General features: G+C 62.9%; 21 protein-coding genes. 12 read left to right on the top strand and 9 right to left on the bottom strand.

From position 1 onward, the window contains the following. The first annotated feature begins 76 nt into the window (after window positions 1-76). From IB263_RS12220 to IB263_RS12195, 6 genes are all read left to right on the top strand, one after another. A complete protein-coding gene (locus IB263_RS12220) occupies window positions 77-1,339 on the top strand; it encodes an ABC transporter substrate-binding protein (protein ID WP_060605119.1) in 1,263 nt (420 codons plus the stop codon). A gap of 116 nt (window positions 1,340-1,455) precedes the next feature. Next, window positions 1,456-2,439 carry a carbohydrate ABC transporter permease gene (locus tag IB263_RS12215; RefSeq protein WP_034794007.1) on the top strand — a complete coding sequence of 328 codons (984 nt, stop codon included), beginning with the start codon at window positions 1,456-1,458 and terminating at the stop codon, window positions 2,437-2,439. After that, window positions 2,439-3,269, top strand: coding sequence for a carbohydrate ABC transporter permease (locus tag IB263_RS12210; protein ID WP_034794005.1), 831 nt, complete (start codon window positions 2,439-2,441; stop codon window positions 3,267-3,269). The genes IB263_RS12215 and IB263_RS12210 overlap by 1 nt, the downstream gene beginning before the upstream one ends. Before the next feature lie 11 nt (window positions 3,270-3,280). Beyond that, the gene (locus IB263_RS12205) at window positions 3,281-4,309 is read left to right on the top strand and encodes an ABC transporter ATP-binding protein (protein ID WP_192438544.1); all 1,029 of its coding nucleotides are present in this window, start codon (window positions 3,281-3,283) and stop codon (window positions 4,307-4,309) included. Window positions 4,310-4,417: 108 nt separating this feature from the next. Next, the gene (locus IB263_RS12200) at window positions 4,418-5,209 is read left to right on the top strand and encodes a ThuA domain-containing protein (RefSeq protein ID WP_180316456.1); all 792 of its coding nucleotides are present in this window, start codon (window positions 4,418-4,420) and stop codon (window positions 5,207-5,209) included. A gap of 5 nt (window positions 5,210-5,214) precedes the next feature. Further along, the gene (locus tag IB263_RS12195) at window positions 5,215-6,258 is read left to right on the top strand and encodes a Gfo/Idh/MocA family protein (protein ID WP_090298331.1); all 1,044 of its coding nucleotides are present in this window, start codon (window positions 5,215-5,217) and stop codon (window positions 6,256-6,258) included. Here the strand turns inward: IB263_RS12195 and IB263_RS12190 are convergent. Then, window positions 6,255-7,529 (bottom strand): alpha/beta hydrolase, encoded by a 1,275-nt coding sequence (locus IB263_RS12190; protein ID WP_234798763.1) that lies wholly within the window; start codon window positions 7,527-7,529, stop codon window positions 6,255-6,257. The two genes, IB263_RS12195 and IB263_RS12190, sit on opposite strands and share 4 nt — an antisense overlap. A 345-nt stretch (window positions 7,530-7,874) precedes the next feature. Here IB263_RS12190 and IB263_RS12185 point away from each other — a divergent pair, with 345 nt between their 5' ends. The 6 genes from IB263_RS12185 to IB263_RS12160 are packed head-to-tail and all read left to right on the top strand — an operon-like array spanning window position 7,875 to window position 14,246. Next, on the top strand, window positions 7,875-8,930 hold the full coding sequence (locus tag IB263_RS12185) for a dipeptidase (RefSeq protein WP_192438543.1): 1,056 nt from the start codon (window positions 7,875-7,877) through the stop codon (window positions 8,928-8,930). Between the two features lie 48 nt (window positions 8,931-8,978). Next, the gene (locus IB263_RS12180; RefSeq protein WP_034793990.1) at window positions 8,979-10,619 is read left to right on the top strand and encodes an ABC transporter substrate-binding protein; all 1,641 of its coding nucleotides are present in this window, start codon (window positions 8,979-8,981) and stop codon (window positions 10,617-10,619) included. Between the two features lie 42 nt (window positions 10,620-10,661). Then, entirely contained in the window at window positions 10,662-11,723 is a 1,062-nt protein-coding gene (locus IB263_RS12175) for an ABC transporter permease (protein WP_192438542.1), read from the top strand. Beyond that, complete coding sequence (locus IB263_RS12170; RefSeq protein WP_034793984.1) at window positions 11,720-12,652, top strand: ABC transporter permease; 933 nt, start codon at window positions 11,720-11,722, stop codon at window positions 12,650-12,652. The genes IB263_RS12175 and IB263_RS12170 overlap by 4 nt, the downstream gene beginning before the upstream one ends. Next, complete coding sequence (locus tag IB263_RS12165) at window positions 12,649-13,482, top strand: ABC transporter ATP-binding protein (protein WP_034793982.1); 834 nt, start codon at window positions 12,649-12,651, stop codon at window positions 13,480-13,482. The genes IB263_RS12170 and IB263_RS12165 overlap by 4 nt, the downstream gene beginning before the upstream one ends. Further along, window positions 13,479-14,246 carry an ABC transporter ATP-binding protein gene (locus IB263_RS12160; RefSeq protein ID WP_060518879.1) on the top strand — a complete coding sequence of 256 codons (768 nt, stop codon included), beginning with the start codon at window positions 13,479-13,481 and terminating at the stop codon, window positions 14,244-14,246. The genes IB263_RS12165 and IB263_RS12160 overlap by 4 nt, the downstream gene beginning before the upstream one ends. 74 nt (window positions 14,247-14,320) lie before the next feature. Here IB263_RS12160 and IB263_RS12155 read toward each other — a convergent pair whose 3' ends face one another. The 8 genes from IB263_RS12155 to IB263_RS12120 form a co-directional block, all read right to left on the bottom strand. Next, window positions 14,321-15,058, bottom strand: coding sequence for a hypothetical protein (locus IB263_RS12155; RefSeq protein ID WP_246810996.1), 738 nt, complete (start codon window positions 15,056-15,058; stop codon window positions 14,321-14,323). Between the two features lie 191 nt (window positions 15,059-15,249). Then, window positions 15,250-16,482 carry a class I SAM-dependent methyltransferase gene (locus IB263_RS12150; protein WP_113188929.1) on the bottom strand — a complete coding sequence of 411 codons (1,233 nt, stop codon included), beginning with the start codon at window positions 16,480-16,482 and terminating at the stop codon, window positions 15,250-15,252. A gap of 8 nt (window positions 16,483-16,490) precedes the next feature. After that, window positions 16,491-17,558: a CDP-glucose 4,6-dehydratase gene (gene rfbG / locus IB263_RS12145; RefSeq protein WP_113293889.1), complete on the bottom strand. Its 1,068-nt coding sequence runs from the start codon at window positions 17,556-17,558 to the stop codon at window positions 16,491-16,493. After that, window positions 17,555-18,322 (bottom strand): glucose-1-phosphate cytidylyltransferase, encoded by a 768-nt coding sequence (rfbF, locus tag IB263_RS12140; protein WP_034793969.1) that lies wholly within the window; start codon window positions 18,320-18,322, stop codon window positions 17,555-17,557. The genes rfbG and rfbF overlap by 4 nt, the downstream gene beginning before the upstream one ends. Window positions 18,323-18,421: 99 nt before the next feature. Further along, entirely contained in the window at window positions 18,422-19,531 is a 1,110-nt protein-coding gene (locus tag IB263_RS12135; RefSeq protein WP_113293888.1) for a DegT/DnrJ/EryC1/StrS aminotransferase family protein, read from the bottom strand. A gap of 101 nt (window positions 19,532-19,632) precedes the next feature. Then, window positions 19,633-20,784, bottom strand: coding sequence for a class I SAM-dependent methyltransferase (locus IB263_RS12130; RefSeq protein ID WP_034793964.1), 1,152 nt, complete (start codon window positions 20,782-20,784; stop codon window positions 19,633-19,635). Continuing rightward, on the bottom strand, window positions 20,781-21,638 hold the full coding sequence (locus IB263_RS12125; protein WP_192438541.1) for a phytanoyl-CoA dioxygenase family protein: 858 nt from the start codon (window positions 21,636-21,638) through the stop codon (window positions 20,781-20,783). Before IB263_RS12125 ends, IB263_RS12130 begins: the two co-directional genes overlap by 4 nt. Beyond that, the gene (locus IB263_RS12120) at window positions 21,635-22,360 is read right to left on the bottom strand and encodes a WbqC family protein (RefSeq protein ID WP_192438540.1); all 726 of its coding nucleotides are present in this window, start codon (window positions 22,358-22,360) and stop codon (window positions 21,635-21,637) included. The genes IB263_RS12125 and IB263_RS12120 overlap by 4 nt, the downstream gene beginning before the upstream one ends. Window positions 22,361-22,442 lie beyond the last annotated feature (82 nt).

The raw sequence follows: 22,442 nt of genomic DNA, 5'->3' as shown, positions 1-22,442 counted from the left end.
TTTTCTTATCCAAACCGCTTTCGAATTTGCCGAGGAGCTTTCGTGCGGTGGAGGGGGAACAGGAGGAGTCGACCCAATGACAACCACGCTCAATGTGCTGAGTTTTTGTGCCGCAATCGTTGCAGCCGGGACGGCTGGCGCCGCCGAGCTTTCGCTCGCCGCCAACACGACCGGGAAGAACGTCCATTTCATTCGCGAACAGCTGGACATTTTCGAGAAGCAGAGCGGGCACAAGGTGAGCCTGGTCACCATGCCGCCATCGAGCAGCGAGCAGTTCAGCCAGTACCGGCTGTGGCTTGCCGCCGGAAACAAGGATGTCGACGTCTACCAGACCGATGTCGTCTGGGCGCCGCAACTGGCCGACCAGTTCGTCGATCTGACGGAGGCGGCAAAGGACGTTGTTGGCCAGCACTTCCCGTCGATCATCGCTTCGCAGACGGTGAACGGTCGCCTCGTGGCCTTGCCGGTTTTCACCGATGCACCGGCGCTGTTCTATCGCAAGGACCTGCTCGAAAAATACGGCAAGACGCCGCCGAAGACCTGGGACGAGCTGGCTGCGACCGCCAAGGAAATCCAGGAGAAGGAGCGGGCCGCCGGCCAAGCCGATCTCTGGGGCTATGTCTTCCAGGGCAATGCCTACGAGGGCCTGACCTGCAACGCACTCGAATGGGTCAAGTCGTCGGGCGGGGGCCAGATCGTCGAGCCCGACGGCACGATCTCGATCAACAACGAGAAGGCGGCCGCCGCAATCGACCGGATCAAGGGATGGGTCGGTACGATCTCGCCGCAGGGCGTGCTTGCCTATCAGGAGGAGGAATCGCGCGGGGTCTGGCAGACCGGCAATTCCGTCTTCATGCGCAACTGGCCCTATGCCTATGCGCTCGGCAATGGCGATGACAGCGCGGTGAAGGGCAAGTTTGCCGTCGCGCCGCTGCCGACGGCCACCGATGGTGACCAGCCGTCTTCGACGCTCGGCGGCTGGAACGTCGCCGTCTCCAAATATTCCGACGACCAGGAGGCGGCGATTGCGCTCGCCAAGTTCCTGTCGTCCGCCGAGGTGCAGAAGCGCCGGGCGATCGAGCTTTCGAACCTGCCGACGGTTGCCGCACTCTACGACGATGCGGAGGTCGCCAAGGCCCAGCCGTTCATGCCGGCCTGGAAACCGATCTTCGAAAGCGCGGTGCCGCGCCCGTCGGCCGTCACCAAGGTCAAATACAACGAGGTTTCCGCCAAGTTCTGGAACGCGGTGCACAACTCGCTTTCCGGCAACGGCACGGCAGCGGAAAACCTTGAACTGCTCGAAGTCGAACTCACCGAGATGAAGGGCGACAACTGGTGATCCTCCCGGGGGCGAGGGGAGTGCTTGTCAAGCCTCCCTTCGCTCCACCGAGCCACCGCCTTTTCTCTCCGATCAACCGCTCGGCCGTGCGCCGAATGGCAAGGGTGAGTACAGACATGACCGACATTTCCGTCGCAGACCCGCCTTCCGCCCTTGGGCAGCAGGCCCGGATCCGTTCCGATCTCAACGCCGAGCGCATCCGCTCCGCCTGGATCTTTCTCGCACCGACGCTTCTGGTGCTGGCACTCGTCGCCGGCTGGCCGCTCATTCGCACAGTCTATTTCAGCTTCACCAATGCGTCGCTGACCAACCTCGAAGGCGCCGAGTTCGTCGGCTTCAAGAACTACCTTTCCTGGATCACGCTGAAGAGCGGGCGCACCGTCTATAACGGCCTGCTTGCCGATCCGGCCTGGTGGAACGCCGTCTGGAACACGCTGAAGTTCTCGGCCGTTTCCGTCACCATCGAGACGGTGCTCGGCCTGATCGTCGCGCTGGTCCTGAATGCGAATTTCCCGGGCCGCGGGCTGGTGCGCGCCGCAATCCTGATTCCCTGGGCGATCCCGACGATCGTGTCCGCCAAGATGTGGGCCTGGATGCTCAACGACCAGTTCGGCATCCTGAACGATCTTCTGCTCGGCCTCGGCCTCATCAGCCAGAAGGTCGCCTGGACCGCCAATCCGGAGACCGCGATGGTCGCCGTTTTGATCGTCGACGTCTGGAAGACGACACCGTTCATGGCGCTCCTGATGCTGGCTGGCCTGCAGATGGTACCGTCGGATATCTATGAGGCGGCCAAGATCGATGGCGTGCATCCGCTCAAGGTCTTCTGGCGGTTGACGTTGCCCTTGATCCGGCCGGCGCTGATGGTGGCGGTGATCTTCCGCATGCTCGATGCGCTGCGCATCTTCGATCTCATCTATGTGCTGACGCCCAACAACGCGAAGACCAAGACGATGTCGGTGCTCGCGCGCGAAAACCTGTTCGACTTCGACAAGTTCGCCTATGGCGCCGCGGCCTCGACGATGCTGTTCCTGATCATCGCGGCGATCACCGTCGCCTACATGTGGTTCGGCCGCGTCAATCTCGAAGGAGAGCGCTGATGGTTGCCACCCTTGCCAAGCGCACGGCGTTCTACGCTCTCGTTGCCGCCATCATCATCATGGCCGTCTTCCCGTTCTACTATGCGGTGCTGACGAGCTTTAAATCCGGGACGGCGCTGTTTCGGGTCGACTACTGGCCGACCGAGATCTCCTTCGACAACTACGCGGGCATCGTCACCAGCAGCGGCTTCCTGCGCAACCTCGCCAATTCGCTGCTGGTCGCAACGATCGTCGTTGCCGTGTCGTTGCTCCTGGCCGTCACCGCGGCCTATGCGTTGGCGCGAGTGCGGTTCCGCGGTCGCGGGCTCCTGCTTCTGACGATCCTGTCGGTGTCGATGTTTCCGCAGATCGCGGTGCTTGCCGGCCTTTTTGAACTCATCCGCTCGGTCGGCATCTTCAACACGCCCCTGGCGCTGATCTTTTCCTACATGATCTTCACCTTGCCGTTCACGGTCTGGGTGCTGACCACCTTCATGCGCGATCTGCCGGTGGAGATCGAGGAAGCGGCGATCGTCGATGGCGCCACACCCTGGGTGATCATCACCCGAGTGTTCATGCCGCTGATGTGGCCGGCGCTGGTGACGACGGGGCTGCTCGCCTTCATCGCCGCCTGGAACGAGTTCCTGTTCGCGCTGACCTTCACCTCATCGGACAGCCAGCGCACGGTGCCGGTCGCGATCGCGCTGCTTTCGGGAAACAGCCAGTACGAAATTCCGTGGGGCAACATCATGGCCGCATCGATCATCGTCACCGTGCCACTGGTTGTTCTCGTGCTGATCTTTCAGCGGCGGATCATCTCCGGGCTCACCGCCGGCGGCGTCAAAGGATAAGGGGAGTAAATATGGCAGAGCTTCAATTGCGCAACATCCGCAAGTCCTTCGGCGCCTTCGAGGTGATCAAGGGCGTCAGCATGGATATCCGGGCCGGCGAGTTCATGGTCTTCGTCGGGCCCTCCGGCTGCGGCAAGTCCACGTTGCTGCGGCTGATCGCCGGGCTCGAAGACATCTCATCGGGCACGCTGTCCTTCGACGGCCAGGTGGTCAACCAGTTGACGCCGTCGAAGCGCGGCATCGCGATGGTGTTCCAGTCCTATGCGCTTTACCCGCATATGACGGTATTCGAGAACATGTCCTTCGGCATGCAGCTTGCCGGCAAGGACAAGGAGCAGTGCAAGAAGCGCGTCGAGGCGGCAGCCGAGATGCTGCAGCTGACGCCCTATCTGCAGCGGCTGCCGCGGCAGCTCTCCGGCGGCCAGCGCCAGCGCGTGGCGATCGGCCGGGCGATCGTGCGTGATCCCAAGGTCTTTCTCTTCGACGAGCCGCTCTCCAATCTCGATGCGGCGCTGCGCGTTGCGACCCGCATCGAGATCGCCAAGCTGCATCGCAGCATGCACAAGACGACGTTGATCTATGTCACCCACGACCAGGTCGAGGCGATGACACTGGCCGATCGCATTTGCGTGCTACGGGATGGCCGGGTCGAACAGATCGGCACGCCGCTCGAACTCTATGAAAGCCCGAACTCCGTCTTCGTCGCCGGCTTTATCGGTTCACCGAAGATGAACTTTCTGTCCGGCGCACTGGCTGCGCCCTACGATGCCCATACGATCGGCATCCGAGCGGAGCATCTGGAGATCAAGGCGAGTGGGGGTCAATGGTCGGGAACGGTGGTGCATTCCGAAATGCTGGGGTCCGACAGCTACATTTATCTCGATATCGGCGCTGGCGAACCGGTCATCGTCCGGGAAGGTGGCACCTCGCATCACCGGCCGGGTGAGACAATTCACATCGCGCCGCTCGGCGGCAATATCCACCGCTTCGATGCATCGGGGCAGGCTCTCGGCCGCGCACCCATGAAAGGGGCTGCCTGACCAGACCCCGATCAAGCTGAAGACACCCAGAGCTTCGGGGTCGCCAATTCCTGGCGGCCCCATCTATCGTAAGACGACAGGCCCGTAACGGGCGAACACGCAAGGAGAATGACCGTGCCTATCAGAACAGTTGTTTGGGGCGAGAATATTCACGAGCAGACCAACGAAATCGTCCGCAGCATCTATCCAAACGGGATGCACAATACGATCGCGGCGGCGCTGAATACGGAAGCTGCGATCGAGGCGACGACGGCGACGCTGCAGGAGCCGGAACATGGCCTGAGCGTCGAGCGCCTTGCCAACACCGATGTGCTTCTCTGGTGGGGCCACAAGGACCACGGCGCCGTCAGCGACGAGATCGTCGAGCGTGTTGCCAAGCGCGTCTGGGAGGGCATGGGCCTGATCGTGCTGCACTCCGGCCATTTCTCCAAGATCTTCAAGCGGCTGATGGGCACGCCCTGCGCGCTGAAATGGCGCGAAGCAGGCGAGCGTGAGCGCGTCTGGGCGATCAATCCGCGTCACCCGATCGCCGAAGGCATCGAGGAGAACTTCGTGCTCGAGAACGAGGAAATGTACGGTGAGCAGTTCTCGGTGCCGGAGCCGCTCGAAACCGTCTTCATCTCGTGGTTTGCCGGCGGCGAAGTGTTCCGCTCGGGGCTGACCTGGCGCCGCGGTGCCGGCAACATCTTCTATTTCCGTCCCGGCCACGAAACCTACCCGACCTATCACGACGCCAATGTCCAGAAGGTGCTGCGCAATTCGGTGAAGTGGGCCTACAACGCCGACAACCGCTACACGGCGATCCACGACGCACCAAACGTGCCGGTCGAAAAGGCGCTGGAGCCGATCGTCGAGCGCGGCCCCAGGCTGCACCAGGCCGGCGAAGCAGGATACAGGTGAGCATCATGCGTCTTCTCATTGTAGGAACCGGCGGCATGGCAAACAGCCATGCCCAGGCCTTTGCCAAGATCGAAGGCGTCGAGATGGTCGGCGCTGTCGATGTCGATCCCGCCCGGGCCAAGGCTTTTGCCGACAAGCACGGCATTGCCGCGACCTTCACCTCGCTCGACGAGGCGATCGCCTGGGGCAAGTTCGATGCGGCGACGAACGTGACGCCCGACAAGGCGCATCACCCGACGACGCTGGCGCTCATTGCCGCCGGCAAGCATGTGCTGTGCGAAAAGCCGCTCGCCGAGAATTATGCCAAGGCGGCAGAGATGGCGGAAGCGGCCGAGCGTTCCGGCCTTGTGACCATGGTCAACCTCACCTACCGCAACGTCGCGCCGCTGCAGAAGGCACGCGCAATGGTGCTTGCCGGCGAGGTCGGCAAGCTGCGCCACCTCGAAGCGTCCTATCTGCAGAGCTGGCTCGTTTCCAAGGCCTGGGGCGACTGGGCGACGGAATCGCAATGGCTGTGGCGGCTCTCGACGAAGCACGGCTCGAACGGCGTGCTCGGCGATGTCGGCATCCACATTCTCGACTTTGCCGGCTATGGCGCGGGCACGGACGCCGCCCGGGTCTTCGCGCGACTGAAGACTTTCGACAAGGCGCCTGATAACCGCATCGGCGAGTATGATCTCGACGCCAATGACAGCTTCGTCATGACGGCCGAGTTCGGCAACGGAGCCATGGGCGTCGTCCATGCCAGCCGCTGGGCGACCGGGCATCTGAACGAACTTCGGCTGAGGCTACACGGCGACAAGGGTGCCCTCGAAGTGGTGCACACGCCCGATGGATCGACGCTGCGTGCCTGCCTCGGGGCGGACGTCGAAACCGCGACCTGGCGCGATGTCGATGCGGGCACCGTCGCGACGAACTACGAGCGCTTCGTGGCCGCCGTCCGTAAGGGCAAGACGGAGGAGCCCGGGTTCCGCCATGCGGCGAACCTGCAGAAAGTGCTCGACCTCGCGACGGTGACGGAAGCCGAGCGGCGCGAGCTGCCCGTCTAACGAGAGTGACGGTCGGGGGTGTTGCTTTTCGCGGCTCCCCCGCTTTCCGGCGGTGTCCAAGGGGTCACTGCCGAGCCGACGGTGTTTTCCATCGATTGGCCGAGACGCCGCAGCTGCCCATCGTAGTTCCTGCGGGTGTTGGGATCGAAGATCATGATCGGCGTCGAAACCGCCAGGCTCGCGGCATTGCCGACCGTCTGCGTGGCGCCGAGCGTGACGGCGCCGATGCGTTCGCCGAGACCGACATCGGAATCGGTCACGGTCTGGCCGGCGATCAGCCGGTTGCCAAGCAGGCGCACGACTTCGGGGCTTTCGGCGAACTTCCCGTGGTTGAGCTTGTCGCCGCCCTTCAGCGCTGTCAGATCGATGACGCTGATGCCGGCCTGTTCCAGCTGAGTGCGATAGGGCTCGGCGGTCGGGTCGATCTGGCCGAGGCGGTCGACATTGCCGGAGATACGCCTCGACAAGGTCAGCGCCCGGTCGTCGCGCGATACGAACAGCGTGAACTTCGGGCGCTTCGTACCCATGGCGCGGATCTGCTGGCCGAAGACGTCGACGTCGAGGTCGGGCGACGCCAGGATGACGTCGGTGATCTTGGGCGCGATGCGTCCGTCGCGGATTGCCATCTGGCGCAGTGCCTCGACCGTCACCCACGACCCCATGGAATGGGCCATGACGGTGATTTCGCCGACAGCAGGATTGCTTGAGGCACGCCGCAGCAGTTCCTCCAGCGCGTCGCGCGAATAGTTGGTGCTTTCCTTGTCGTAATTGTAGTCGAATATGCTGGCGCGCGAGGGCCAGGTGAAGATGACGGGCGCGACATCGGTGCCGCTGTCGTGCACGATCTGGGCAAAACGATAAACGGCGTCTTCGTAGCGGTTGTTGAAGCCGTGAACGAAGATCAGTACGCGCCGGGTTTTCGGCAGATGACCTTTCACCCAGTTCTGCACGTCGTTGCCCTGATTGAGCGGCGTGACGCTGACGGTGGAGAAATCCCGCTCCGGATTGGCGGGAAGCTTCGTCGGCCATTGCACCTGGCCGACCTTGCGGTTCTTTTCCGGCGGGATGGAGACGGCAATTTCCGTCAGCGAAAGCTCGGCTGAGCGTTCGCCGCTAAAAAGCACGCCCGGCTCGGTGGAGGGAGCACGGGTGGTTGCGACCAGCAGATCGACCTTGGAGGCGCCACCCGTCGTGCCCGAAGGGACGAGCACGCCCACGGGGCGTCCGGCGCAGGCCGCAAGTGTGGCCGCCAGGAGAAGCGTCGCAGCGATGCGGCCCCAGGGCCTCTCCGAGCCCGCAAGAGAAAACGAACGCACCACCAACCTCCCTGTGCCGCATCATGCAGCATGTCGGCCCGATCCGTGGGCCCAAGCCATTCTCCTTGCATGAGAAACGCTGCGTTTTCATCCCTTGGCTGGGGTTCGAAGCCCTGCGGCACCGTGTTTGCCAGCGGCTATGCGGCAATCATGCAACATTTCGCTACAGGCAGGCCTGGGTAAAACCCCCTGATATTCATTGAAAAGGCTTTGGGCTTTCACTAGCATCGCTTCGACTTTCCCCTGGACGCGACCCGAACGGCCCGTCCGATCTCCCTGAAATGATAAGGAAATTCAGGAATGCAGGCGGTTTTCGATGGCCATAACGACGTGCTTCTGCGTCTGTGGCAGAACGCCCGGAAGGGCCAGGACCCGGTACGCGAATTCGTCGACGGCATCGACCAGGGCCATATCGATGCGCCGCGCGCCAAGGCGGGCGGTCTCGTTGGTGGCCTCTCGGCAATCTACGTGCCCTCGGGAGATCTCGTCCTGCAGCCGCCGAACGAGAACGGTCACTACGAAACGCCGCTTTCGGCACCGCTCGAGCACCTGCCGTCGCTGGCGATCGCCATGGAGCTCGCCGATATCGCCGTCCGCCTCGACCGGGCAGGGGCGTGGAAGCTCTGCCGGTCGACCGCCGAAATCCGTAGAGCGGTCGAGGCCGGCGTCTTCGCCTCGGTCCTCCACATGGAAGGCTGCGAAGCGATCGGCGCCGATCTTTCCGCGCTCGAAACGTTCTATGCCGCTGGCCTGCGTTCGCTCGGGCCGGTCTGGAGCCGCCACAACGTCTTCGGTCATGGCGTACCGTTCTCCTATCCGATGTCTCCGGACACCGCACCCGGACTGACGGACGCCGGCTTCGAGCTCGTGCGGACCTGCAACCGTCTGGGCATTCTGATCGATCTTGCACACATCACCGAGAAGGGCTTCTGGGACGTGGCGAAGACCACCGACCAGCCGCTGGTCGCCAGCCATTCGAATGCGCATGCGCTGACCCCGGTCGCGCGCAACCTGACCGACAAGCAGCTCGACGCCGTCCGCGAAAGCAAGGGCCTCGTGGGGCTCAATTATGCGACGACGATGCTGCGCGCCGACGGCCAGGAAAATGCCGCAACGCCGCTTTCCGACATGGTGCGCCATGTCGACTATCTCATCGAGCGCATGGGCATCGACTGCGTCGCACTCGGGTCGGATTTCGACGGGGCAACGATCCCCGAGGATATTTCTGATGCGGCCGGTAGTCAGGCGCTCGTTGCGGCGCTCAGAAGCGCCGGATATGGTGATGCCGAACTGGCAAAGATATGCCGGGAGAACTGGTGGAGAGTTCTGGGACAGGCTTGGCACGAGGCCGCCTGAACCCATGAAGAAGGGGCCCAAAAGGGCGCAAACGAGGGAACTGCAAACATGATGCACAAGCTCAATGGACGTCTTCGTCTTCTGACGGCTTCTGCGGCGCTGGCCATGGTGATGGCTGCAACCGCACCGGCCTTTGCGGAAACGCCGAAGGACACGCTGGTCGAAGCCTTTGCGATCGACGACGTGATTACCATGGATCCGGGCGAAGCCTTCGAGCTGACCGCGGCCGAAATCACCGGCAACACCTACAGCATGCTGGTGCGCCTCGACATCAACGACACGACCAAGGTCGTCGGCGACCTCGCCGACAGCTGGACCGTGTCCGACGACGGCCTGACCTATACGTTCAAGCTGAAGCCCGGCCTGAAGTTCGCTTCCGGCAATCCGGTGACCGCTGAAGACGTCGCTTGGTCCTTCGAGCGTGCCGTGAAGCTCGACAAGAGCCCGGCCTTCATCCTCACCCAGTTCGGCCTTACGGGCGACAACGTGACGGAAAAGGCCAAGGCAACGGACGCGCAGACCTTTGTCTTCACCGTCGATCAGGCCTATGCGCCGAGCTTCGTCTTGAACTGCCTGACGGCAACCGTGGGCGCCGTGCTCGACAAGAAGCTCGTGCTCGAAAACGTCAAGCCGGTCACGCCGACGGACGAGTACAAGTATGACAACGACTTCGGCAATGAATGGCTGAAGACCGGCTATGCCGGCTCGGGCCCGTTCAAGCTGCGCGAATGGCGCGCCAACGAAGTCATCGTTCTCGAGCGCAACGAAAACTACTATGGCGAACAGGCAAAGCTTGCTCGCGTCATCTATCGCCACATGAAGGAAAGCTCGGGCCAGCGCCTGGCGCTTGAAGCGGGCGATATCGACGTGGCACGCAACCTCGAGCCGGGCGATTTCGACGCCGTTTCGAAGAATGCCGACCTCGCCACCACGAACGCGCCGAAGGGCACGGTCTACTACATCAGCCTCAACCAGAAGAATGCGAACCTCGCCAAGCCCGAAGTGCGCGAAGCGTTCAAGTATCTGGTCGACTACGATGCCATCGGCTCGACCCTCATCAAGGGCATCGGCGAGATCCACCAGAGCTTCCTGCCGAAGGGCGTTCTGGGTGCACTCGACGAGAACCCCTACAAGCTCGACGTCGCCAAGGCGAAGGAACTGCTGACCAAGGCCGGCCTTGCCGACGGCTTCACCGTCACCATGGACGTTCGCAACGGCCAGCCGGTCACCGGCATTGCCGAGTCCTTCCAGCAGACGCTGGGGCAGGCCGGCGTGAAGCTCGAAATCATCCCTGGCGACGGCAAGCAGACGCTGACGAAGTATCGTGCCCGTAACCACGACATGTATATCGGTCAGTGGGGCATGGACTATTTCGACCCGAACTCGAACGCCGAAACCTTCACCAGCAACCCTGACAACTCCGACGAAGGCAAGAACAAGACCCTTGCCTGGCGCAATGCCTGGGACGTTCCGGAGCTGACGAAGAAGACCAAGGACGCTCTGCTCGAGCGCGACAGCGCCAAGCGTGCGGAGACCTACAAGGAACTGCAGAAGACGGTGCTGGGCGAAAGCCCGTTCGTCATCATCTTCCAGCAGACCGAAGTCGCCGGCTACCGCGGCAACGTCAAGGGCCTGAAGCTCGGTCCGAGCTTCGACACCAACTTCGTCGCCGGCATCACCAAAGAATAAGCCGTCTCGAAGGAATAAACCGAAAGGATCGTTCCCTTGAGCATGAGCGCAACAGGGACAGTGGGCGGGCGCAAACGCGCCCGTCCCGGTAAGATCGTGGCAGCGGTGCTGCGCTTTCTTGTCGTTGTCGTCACCACCTATCTCGGCCTTCTGGCCGTCACCTTTTTCATCGGCCGGGTAATCCCGATCGACCCGGTTCTGGCCGTTCTCGGCGACCGGGCGCCGACGCATGTCGTCGAAAGGACGCGCGAGGCGATGGGGCTCAATCTGCCCCTCTACCAACAATTCTTCATCTATGTCCGCCAGGCGCTGACCGGTGACTTCGGCGTTTCGGTGCTGACGACCAATCCGGTCATGACCGACATCCGCCGCGTCTTCCCGGCGACCATGGAGCTCGCGACGCTCGGCACGCTCATCGGCGCCCTGTTCGGCGTTCCGCTCGGCGTACTTGCGGCCGTCAAGCGCGGCAGCATTGCCGACCAGATCGTGCGCGTCATCGGCCTTGTCGGCTATTCCGTGCCGATCTTCTGGCTGGCGCTCCTGTCGCTGCTGGTGTTCTACGCGCGGCTGAAGTGGGTCGCCTATCCCGGCCGTATCGATATCGTGTTCGAGTACACGTTCACGCCGATCACAGGCTTCTACCTGTTCGACGCGCTCTGGCAGCGGCAGTGGGACGTGCTCTGGGATGTGTTCCGCCACATCATTCTGCCGGCCTCGCTGCTCGGCTACTTCTCGCTCGCCTATATCAGCCGCATGACCCGCAGCTTCATGCTCAACGAGCTGCAGCAGGAGTACATCGTCGCGGCGCGCGCCAAGGGCCTGTCCGAGACCCGGATCATCTGGGGCCACGCGCTCCGGAACGCGGCCGTGCCGCTCGTGACGGTGATTGCGCTCTCCTATGCCAGCCTGCTCGAGGGCTCGGTCTTGACGGAAACCGTCTTCGCCTGGCCAGGTCTCGGTCTCTATATCACCAACTCGCTGCAGAATGCCGACATGAACGCCGTGCTTGGTGGCACCATCATCATCGGTTCGGTCTTCATCGGCATCAATCTCCTGTCCGATCTTCTCTACCGGACGCTCGACCCGAGGACGCGCCAGCGATGAGTACCGTTACCGAAACCCGTGCGATGACGCGTCGCGAATGGCTGCTGTCCGATCGCCCGCAGTCGCGCACCCAGGCCCGGCTTGGCCGTGCCTATATGACGTGGCAGCGTTTTGCGGCCAACAAGCTCGCCGTTCTCGGCCTGCTCATCCTGCTGGCGTTGGTCTTCGTTGCCGCCTTCGCCGATTTCCTGGCGCCGCATTCGCCCTATATCGGGGATCTTGCCAACGCCCGTCTGCTGCCGCCGGGAACCCCCGGCTACCTGCTCGGCACCGACGATCTCGGCCGCGATATTCTCTCGCGGCTGATCCATGGTTCGCGGCTGACGCTTGCCGTCGTGCTTCTCGTTGCGATCATCGCAGCACCTGTCGGGCTCATCGTCGGCGCTGTCGCCGGCTATGCTGGCGGATGGGTCGACGCAGTGCTGATGCGTATCACCGACATCTTCCTCGCCTTCCCGAAACTGGTTCTGGCGCTCGCCTTCGTGGCAGCGCTCGGACCGGGCATCGAGAACGCCGTCATCGCGATCGCCATCACCTCCTGGCCACCCTATGCGCGTATCGCCCGCGCCGAGACGCTGACGGTGCGCAACTCCGACTACATCGCCGCCGTGCAGCTCATGGGCGCATCGCCGATCCGTATCGTCTTCCGCCATGTGATGCCGATGTGCATGTCGTCGTTGATCGTGCGTGTCACGCTCGACATGGCCGGCATCATCCTGACGGCCGCGGGCCTCGGCTTCCTCGGCCTCGGCGCGCAGCCGCCGCTGCCGGAATGGGGCGCGATGATCGCCTCGGGCCGCCGCTTCATCCTCGACCAGTGGTGGGTGGCAACGATGCCCGGCATCGCGATCCTGATCGTCAGCCTCGGTTTCAACCTGCTCGGCGACGGTCTGCGCGACGCGCTCGATCCGCGGGAGAGCGGCCAATGAGTGCGCTTCTGACCGTTGAAGATCTCAAGGTCTCGTTTCCGACCCGCACCGGCCTCGTCGAGGCCGTGCGCGGCGTCTCCTTCACGCTCGGCCGCGAACGCCTCGGCATCGTCGGCGAAAGCGGCTCCGGCAAGTCGCAGACCGGCCGGGCGATCATGGGGCTGACGCCTGGTCATGCGCAGGTGACGGCAAAGCAGTTGAACTTTGACGGCATCGACCTGCTCTCCGCATCGCCGAAGGTCCGCCGGGATCTCAGGGGCAAGCGGATCGCGATGATCCTGCAGGACCCCAAGTACTCGTTGAACCCGGTGATGAGCATCGGCCGGCAGATCGTCGAGACGCTAAGGCAGCACGAAAATGTCAGCCGCGGCGAGGCCCGGGAGAGGGCACTCGACATGCTGGCCGCGGTGCAGATCCGTGATCCGAAGCGCGTTTACGATCTCTACCCGCACGAGGTTTCGGGCGGCATGGGCCAGCGCGCGATGATCGCGATGATGCTGGTCGCCGGGCCGGAACTCTTGATCGCCGACGAGCCGACCTCGGCGCTCGACGTGACGGTACAGCTCGAAGTGCTTGGCATCCTCGACAAGCTCGTCGCCGATCGAGGCATGGGTCTGGTCTTCGTGTCGCACGATCTGCGGCTCGTGTCGTCCTTCTGTGACCGCGTGATCGTCATGTATGCCGGCCGGATCGTCGAGGAACTGGCGGCGTCCGAGCTTGCCAATGCCAAGCATCCCTATACCCAAGGTTTGCTGAACTGCATGCCGGCGATCGGATCCGATCGTCATCCTCTGCCGGTTCTCGACCGCAAGCCGGAGTGGGCCCAATGAACTCAGCCGTTTCCGTTTCGAACCTTTCCGTCACCTATGACGAGTTCAAGGCGCTGAACGACGTCAGCGTCGAGATTGCGCCGGGCGAATCCTTCGGGCTCGTCGGCGAGTCCGGATCGGGCAAGTCGACCTTGCTTCGGGCGATCGCCGGTCTCGCGCCCGTCACCGGCGGCACCATTCGCGTGCATGATCGTGTTCTGCAGGGGGCAAAGCGCGACAAGGCCTTCTACCGCGCCGTGCAGATGGTGTTTCAAGATCCCTATGGCTCGCTGCACCCGCGCCAGACGATCGACCGGCAATTGCTGGAGCCGCTGGCGATCCACGGCGTGGCCGACGGCGAGCGGCGCATCCTGAAGGCGCTTGACGAGGTCGGTCTCGGGTCGGGTTTCCGCTTCCGTTATCCGCACCAGCTGTCGGGCGGTCAGCGCCAGCGCGTTGCGATCGCCCGGGCGCTGATCCTCGAACCATCGATCCTGCTGCTCGACGAGCCGACTTCGGCGCTCGACGCCTCGGTCCAGGCGGAAGTCTTGAACCTCCTGGAACAGGTCCGGCGCGACCATAAGCTGACCTTCATCATGGTCAGCCACGATCTCGGTGTCGTCACCCATATGTGCGATCGGTTGGCGGTGATGCAGGGTGGGCGTGTCGTCGAACGCCTATCCTCGGCGGACCTCGTCGCCGGGCGTATCGGTGAAGATTACACGCGCAGCCTTATGGTCGCGAGCAAGGGCTTTCAGCGCAAGGACGCTGCCGTGACTGCGTGACGGCACCGATACAAGCGGGCCATCGTCCCGCTTGTATCGCTTCGTTTCGAACCATCCGGTCCAGGCCCGGCCGCTTAGGCGCTTTGCCGCCAGACCGAGGTCGAGTCGGTGATCACCTTCTGGATGCGGCGTTGCTCGCGCCATTCCCGGCCCATATCCTTGATGACCGGCTGCGCCTCGGGCGAGAAGATATAGTTGCGGCGACTGGCGACATAGGCCTCCATCGCCGGGTTGACGCCCGAATAGAACTGCTTTTCCGGATCACGCGAGAGGTCCATTAGGCCGGCGCATTGCCGCGCGAAGTCGCCGCGAAGGATCGACGGCGACGTCGTGAATTTCGGGAAAGTGCGAAACAACGGGATCTTGATCCCGAACAGATACGCGTATTCGTTGCGCCGATGGAAATGGCCCTTGCGGCGGATATTCCAGTTCTGGTCCGCCGTGTGGAACGAGACCTGGCTGATCGCCGGGTCCGCGAAGGGCGCCAGCAGTTCGTCGCCCATGTCCCTCAGCGAGATCCAGTCGTCCTCTAGGTGGAAGACGTAGTCGGCGCCGGTGGCCGACCAGAGTTTCGCGACGGCCGCACAAAAGCCCGGGCTCTCGGGCTGGAACACGGTTCCGTCGGGGAAATGGTTGCGGAATATCTCGACGCAGGCACGATGATCCTCCTCCGATCCGAAAACCGGATCGAGATTGAGATAGGCGCCGCGCAGGTCGAGCCTGGAAAAGATTTTGTCCCGGAAGCTCGCCAGCGTCTGGGCAAGCAGGTCCGGGCGCCGGGTGGCGACAAGGCATAGGTCAATCGTGGACATAGCACCTCCTTGGGTGCATTTTTTTCAACCGTCAATACCCACGCCAACCCTGAGGTTCACTTAGATCGTGCCGAATTTACGGCAAAGTCACCGAATTTACGGCAAAGCGACCTAAGGCGATCAATAAAGTCGATTTTGGGCGGCTCAACGCGGTCTGGTTGAGGACTGTCCACACTTCCTGGCGTCTAGGATTAGAAGACGCTCAGCTTCGGAATGGCGACGACGAAGCGGCCGCCCCAGTCGCGGATCGCCTCGTTGTCGGCGACGATTTCCGTCTTCAGGTTCCAGGGCAGGATGACGAGATAATCGGGCTTTGCATCCTCGATGACCGTCGGCGCGTGCACCGGAATATGGGTACCGGGCAGGAGCTTGCCCTGCTTCAGGTCATTGCGGTCCACGGCAAAGGCGATTTCGCTGGGCGACAGCCCGCAGACATTGAGGAACGTGTTGCCTTTCGCAGCGGCGCCATAGGCGGCTACGGTTTTTCCCTCCGCCTTGGCGTTCGCCAGGAAATTCTGAAAATCCTTGCAGACGGCGGCGATGCGGTCGTCGAATGCCGTGTAGGTCTCCATCCGCATCAGCCCGGCAAGCGCCTCAGTCGCTCGCAACCGCTCGAGTTCCAGCGTGGTCTCGCGCACGCCGGACCTCAGCTGCGCATAGACGCGCAGCGAACCGCCATGGGTCGGCAGTTCCTCGACGTCGAAGACCTTGAGGCCTGAGCTTTCGAAGATGCGTTCGACGGCCGCCAGCGACAGATAGGAATAGTGCTCGTGGTAGATCGTGTCGAATTGCACGCCTTCCATCAGACGCAGCAGATGGGGGAACTCGAACGTCGCAACGCCATCGGGCTTCAGCAGGATGGCGAAGCCGCCGACGAAGTCGGCGATATCGGGCACATGGGCGAGCACGTTGTTGGCCGCCGTGAGGTCGGCGCGAACGCCACGCTTGACGAGTTCGGTTGCCGTCTCCCGTCCGAAGAAGGCGACCTCGGTCGGGACCTGCCGCTCCTCGGCCAGTCGCGCGGCATTGGCGGCCGGTTCGATGCCGAGCGCCGGGATGCCCTTGGCGACGAAATACTGCAGCAGATAGCCGTCGTTCGAGGCGATCTCGACGACCTGCGAATTGTCATCGAGCGCGAAGCGTTCGGTCATGCTCTCGGCGTAGCGGCGTGCGTGTTCGAGCCAGCTTGTGGAGAAGGAAGAGAGGTAGGCGTAGCCGTCGGTGAAGATTTCATCGGCCGGCACGTTTTCCGTCGTCTGCACCAGCAGGCACTCGGAGCAGACCATCGCCTTCAGCGGAAACGATCGCTCGCGGGCGATGGCTTCCTTCGTCGGTTCGAGAAAGGAATTGGACCAGGGCGTGGAGCCCAGGTCGGCAACGACGGTCTTGAGCGGTGTCGAGCAGAAACGGCAGTTGTGGGACATCGAAGTCGTTAGCCTCTCATGAATGCGTCGATTTGGCTGAGTGTCAGATCACGGGCGTCAGCGCCGCGGCGCCAGCCGTCATACCAGTGGGCGGTCCAGGCGATCGCCTCGTCCTGCGATAGACGGGTTGCCCATGACAACGTCCGTCCGGCAAGTGCCGGATCGAGGCCGAGCGTCTTCATTTCGTGCGGCTGGTCCTCGGATGACGCGTCACGCCATTGCGTGGGCAAGCCCATTGCGGTCTGGATGGCGGCGGCAACGTCCCGAACCGGGATCTGTCGCTCGTCGGGAGCCGGGCCGAAATTCAGCGCCGTCACATCGGTCTGGCCGCCATGAAGCGCCTCGGCATAGACGAAGTATCCGTTGAGGCAGTCGAGCACGTGCTGCCAGGGACGTGTCGCCATCGGACTGCGGATGTCCAGCGTCTCGCCCGTAAGGGCAGCGCGAACGATATCCGGAACCAGCCGGTCCGCGGAAAAATCGCCGCCGCCGAGCACGTTGCCGCCACGGGCGGTTGCCACCCTTATGCCGCGCTCACGCAGATAGGAATCCCGCCAGGTCGAAACGACCAGCTCGCAGGCGGCCTTCGAACCGGAATAAGGATCGTGGCCACCGAGCACGGCGTCTTCCGGAAAATGCCGGCCGCTTTCGTCGTTGCGGTAGACCTTGTCGGTGGTGACGACAAGGACGGTCTTGAGGGCAGGGGCTGCGCGTGTTGCCTCCAGCAGGCGCGCCGTGCCCATGACGTTGACGTCGAAGGTTTCGACCGGCGTCCGGTAGCTTTCGCGAACCAGAGGCTGGGCCGCCATGTGAAGGACGATCTGCGGGTCGCAAGCGCGGACGGCGGATGCCAGCGTGTCGCCGTCGCGGATGTCGGCGAAATGTTCGTTGGTCGCCGATTCCGATCCGAGCAGTGCGTGCAGCGAGGGGGTGGCCGCCGGTGACAGGCCGTATCCGGTCACCTCAGCGCCCATTTGCGTCAGCCACAGGCAGGCCCAGCTTCCCTTGAAGCCGGAGTGGCCCGTCAGCATCACCCGTTTTCCGGCCCAGAAGGACGGGTCCGCAAGCCTGCTCATGCCCAGACTTTCCACGGGGCCGCTCCGCTCTGCCAGAGGTCTTCGAGCTGGTTCTTGTCGCGCAACGTATCCATCGGGCGCCAGAAACCGGCGTGTTCGAAGGCCATCAACTGGCCGTCTGCGGCGAGACCTTCCAGAGGCTCCGCTTCGAACGGCGTCTGATCGCCTTCGATGCGATCGAGCACCGAACGGTTGAGGACGAAAAAGCCGCCATTGATGTGACCGTTGTCGCCTGCCGGCTTTTCGATGAAGCTTCTGACCCGCCCGTCGCTGACAGCAAGCGCGCCATAGCGGCCGGGCGGGACCACGCTGGTGACCGTCGCCTGGCGGCCGTGATGGCGGTGGAAGTCGGTCAGCGCCTTGATATCGATGTCGGCAACGCCGTCGCCATAGGTGAGGCAGAACGTATCGCCGAGATGGTCGGCCACGCGTTTCAGGCGCCCGCCGGTCATGGAGTCCGTTCCGGTATCGACGAGCGTCACGCGCCAGGGCTCGGCCTTGTTCGAATGGAACAGGGTTTCACCCGTCGCCATGCAATAGGTGACGTCGGAGGAATGCAGCACATAGTTGGCGAAGTATTCCTTGATCATGTAGCCGCGATAGCCGAGGCAGATCACGAAATCCGAGAAGCCGTAGTGGCTGTAGATCTTCATGATGTGCCAGAGAATCGGCCGCCCGCCGATTTCGATCATCGGCTTTGGCCGGAGATGGCTCTCCTCCGAGATCCGCGTGCCGTAGCCACCGGCGAGAATGACGATTTTCATGCGACCGCCCCGTATTTGCGCCGGCCACTCGGCATGGCGCATTGCAAAGTCCTAATATCCTGGCGACCTTGCGCGGAGGTGGTCTGCGCGCGCCTGCTCTCAGGCGGCGAGGCGGCCTCGCAGGACCTCGACCACGCGGCCGATCTCGTCGGATGTCATGTCGTGATAGCTCGGCAGGTTGATCGCGCGGCCGGGCAGGTCATAGGCCACGGTGTTCGCTGGCACCTCGTCGAAGGGCGGCAACGAACTCAGCGGCCAGAAAAAGACACGGGCGTCGATGTTCTCGGCCGCAAAGGCATTCTGCAAAGCCTCCCGGGTGACGCCGGTTTCCGGCGCAAAGACGACGGTCGGCATCCAGAAGCCGTTCTTCGTTCCCTCCGGCTCTGGGTTCATGGCAATGGCATTCACGCCTGCAAGCTGCTCGCGATAGGCGTAGAAGATTTCTCGCTTGCGATCGACCAGCTCGCCGACGCGCTCGATCTGCGCGAGGCCGACGGCGGCCTGCAGGTTCGACATCTTGTATTTGAAACCGATCTCGTCCGGCCAAAACTGCTTTTTCTGCCCGCGGGCGCGGCCGTGATTGGAGAGCGTCAGCACCTTTTCATGGAGCTTCGCATCGCTGGTGACGAACATGCCGCCTTCGCCGGTCGTCACCGTCTTGGTGCCGTGGAAGGAAAAGGCGCCGAAGGCGCCGAGCGACCCGGCCTTGCGTCCATGCCACTCGGACCCGAGCGCTTCGGCCGCATCCTCGACAACAGGAATGCCGTGCCGGGCGCCGATCTCAAGCAACCGGTCCATGTCGCAGAGATTGCCGTAGATGTGAACCGCAAGGATCGCCCTGGTTCTTGGCGTGATTGCCGCTTCGACCTTTTCCGGGTCGATGCACCAGCTGTCGGCAAGCACGTCGACGAAGACCGGTTTTGCGCCGAGGTGAACGATCGGCGCGGCAGACGCCGTCCAGTTGGTGTCCGCAAGGATCACTTCGTCGCCGGCTCCGACGCCGAGTGCCGCAAGCCCCATGTGCAGGGCGCCGGTGCAGCTCGATGTCGAGATCGCGTGCGTCGTGCCGAGATGCGCGGCGAAGGCCGCCTCGAAGCGGTTGATGTAGTCGTAGCAGCGTTCGCCCCAGCCATTGGCCGCCGCATCGGTCGCATAGGTCACTTCACGGTCGGTGATCGAAGGTTTGGTGTAGAGGATGCGGGGCTTCATGGGGAGCGCTTGGTGAGAACCGGGAGTTCGAAAGGGGCGTGGATGCCGGGCGGGATTTTGTCTAGTTTCGTCCCGCTCCGGCTTCTTGCTGTGTGCTCTTGTCAGAGCCAGACGTGGTCGAGCCCAGGCCGCTGCAGCCAGGGTTGCGCGGCAATCGCAGCGCGGGCCTTCAGCGGGTTGAGGCCGATGAACAGTGCTTCGGCTTCCGCTGGCAGGTCCTCAGGCGAAAGCACCGGGATGCCGAAATGGGTGGCGCCCTTCATGTTCTCGTTGCGGTCGAGGAATGCCACGACATCGACGGCCTGGCCGATCCGGCAGTAGATCCAGCTTCCGTAGAAACCGGCGCCGTAGATCGCGACCTTGCGCTTGGCGTAGCGATCTGCCCCGCCCGCGAGCGTTTCCGACGCCCGATCCCAGAAGGCGCAGATGTCGCGGGCTTCCTTGGCCGCATCGGCGGCGGATTTCGACGTGTGGGCGGCCTCGACGGTCGCTTCCGCGCGCTTTGCAACGACGAAGAAGGCGCCAGGGAACGAGGTCGAGTCGATCACCTGCAGTTCGAACCCGACGCTTGCCAGGGCATGGGCGAGCGAGGCTTCGCTGAAATGGTTGACGTGATCGGCGACGGCCATGTCGCCCGGGTTGCCGGCGACATCGGGCATGGAAAACAGGAAGCTGCCGCCCGGCCGCAGGAGGTTGCGCACGTCGCGCATGAAGCCGACGGGATCGGCCACGTGCTCGATGACGAAGTGGCTCATGACGGCGTCGAACTTGTTCTGCCAGCCTTCGGGCGCGGCGTAGGTGGCCTGGGCCGCTTCCGGCACCCAGCCCTGCCAGGCGGCCGCATAATCGGCACTGACGTCGAAGACGTGCGGACGCAAGTCGCTGCGGTTCGCAACCATCTTGCGCAGTGTCACTGCCTTTGCTGCCCCATAGTCGAGGATTGAGGCGCCCTCGGGCAGATCGAGCAACCGCAGCGCCAGTGCGGCCTGGTGATCGGTGCGATAGGTGATCGTGCCATCGGTTGCGACCGCGAAGATCTGATCATGATTTTCGCTGGTCAGCGAGATCCGGTAGCCGGTGTCGTAGAAGGCTTGGATATCGGGAATATCGTCGCTTTGCGCATGTCCACAAGCGCCGCAGACGAAGACGCGTGTCGGTACGTCGAGCAGCGTCATGATCGAGGTCAGCGCCGGCGCGGGCACGTCGTAGGTCGGTGCGCCAATGTGGCCGCCGCACACACGGCAGTTCGTCATGCCAATTCTCCCTGCGGTGCAACCAGCTCCGGCAGAACCTCGGCGAACTTTACGCCTGCGGCGAACGAGCCCTTCCAGCCGATGCGGATGCCGAGCGGCTCGGCGTAGTTGAAATAGCGGAACTGGATGCTCCACCGCGGCGTCTGCGAAACGTTGTGACCCGACTGATGCAAGGTCAGGAAGTCCATCAGGATCAGATCGCCGGGCCTGCTCATGGGAGCAACGTGTTTGTAGCGGGCAAGCCGCTCTTCACCCTTGTGAAGATGCAACGCATAGGCGCCGGTCTTGCCAGCGCCGGCGTCGTCTTCATAGACCGGAACGAGACCTTCGGCCTGCGACCCCTCGGCAATCTGGACCGGACCCATGTCTTCGGTGACCGGCAAAAGCGGCGTCCAGAAAACGATGCCGTCGACACTGCGCAGTTGCGAGGGGAATTCTTGATGCCACTGCGCGCGGAACTTTTCTTCGCCGGGATTGTCGATGCGCATGCCGTAGCCGCCAGCTGCGATGCCCGGGATGCTGCCGGGCCGAAGTGCCTTAAAGACCTCGTCGTTGGCAGCCGAGCTGACGAGCCGCATGAAGGCAGGAATCTGCTTTATCGCATCATAGACTTCACCGCCCCAGGAGCGGTTGACCGCAATGAGCTTGCGATAGGCGATCGTCATCGCCTCGTGCGCCGTGTCGGTCGGGGCGTCGACGCCGTACTTGTTGCAGATCAGTTCGAGGGTCTGGCGGATGCCTTCGTGGATCGGCGCAATCTCTGACTGAATGTCGTAGAAGCCGGGTACGACGTGATAACCCTTGGTCTCGAATTCCTGGCGCGCGCTTTCGGAAATGATGGTGCCGTTCTTCATGATACGCTTGCTTCCTCCTTCAGGAATTCCCGCCACGAAATGGTTTTTGGTAACAAATGCTTGCGCGCATCGGGCCCAGTGCGCGCAATGAGGTCCAGGACGGAAACATAAGGCGTGAAGGTTTCGCGGGGCTGGGGCCACGGCGTGCAGCTGTAATTCATGTATTCGACGTAAACACCGGCAGCTTCGAAGGCCTGATGATCGAGATAGTTGGCAGCGCCGTGTCCGGTCAGATAGCGCGTTCCATTCGCCTCAAGCACCAGGTCGAGCACGCGCTGCCAGGACGTTCCATTCGAAGCCATGTCGCGGGAGCGCCGGATGATGCGTTCGAAGCCGATGCCGAGATAGCGGGCCGGGACCTCGGTGCTCGCAATCAGAAGATCACACAGGCTGTCGTTGGCGTAGACCTCGTCCAAGATTGCCAGCGCGTCATCGATGTAGGGCGCGCCATCAAGCGACTGGCGCAGCAACGAGCGATGGCTGGCGCGCCAGTTGTCGGCGGTCGCCGAAAGGTCCTGGATCTTCTGGAAGCTTCCTTTTCCCGCAAGCGGTATCGTCATCCAGCAACGATCGTTGCCTTTCAGGAGTTGGATGCGATTGGTGAAGCTGCCTTTCGAGAATTGGGCATCGTCGAGGTAGATGTAGCCGTCGGCAAGCGCCAGTTGTTCGAAAAAGCCCGGCCAGGGAAAAAGCATCGGCTGGGAGATGACGACGGCGGTCATACGTGGGGCTCGTCCGGCGCGAAGATGGTGTCGAGGTCTCCATCCGTGTCGTGGCAAGGACCCTCGAACAGCGCGCTTGGGA

Origin of the sequence: Ensifer sp. ENS03 (assembly GCF_014852035.1) — a bacterium.
Classification (GTDB): Bacteria; Pseudomonadota; Alphaproteobacteria; order Rhizobiales; family Rhizobiaceae; genus Ensifer; species Ensifer adhaerens.
The sequence above is the reverse complement of the archived record's forward strand: the minus strand, read 5'-3'. Positions and strand labels throughout refer to the sequence as shown.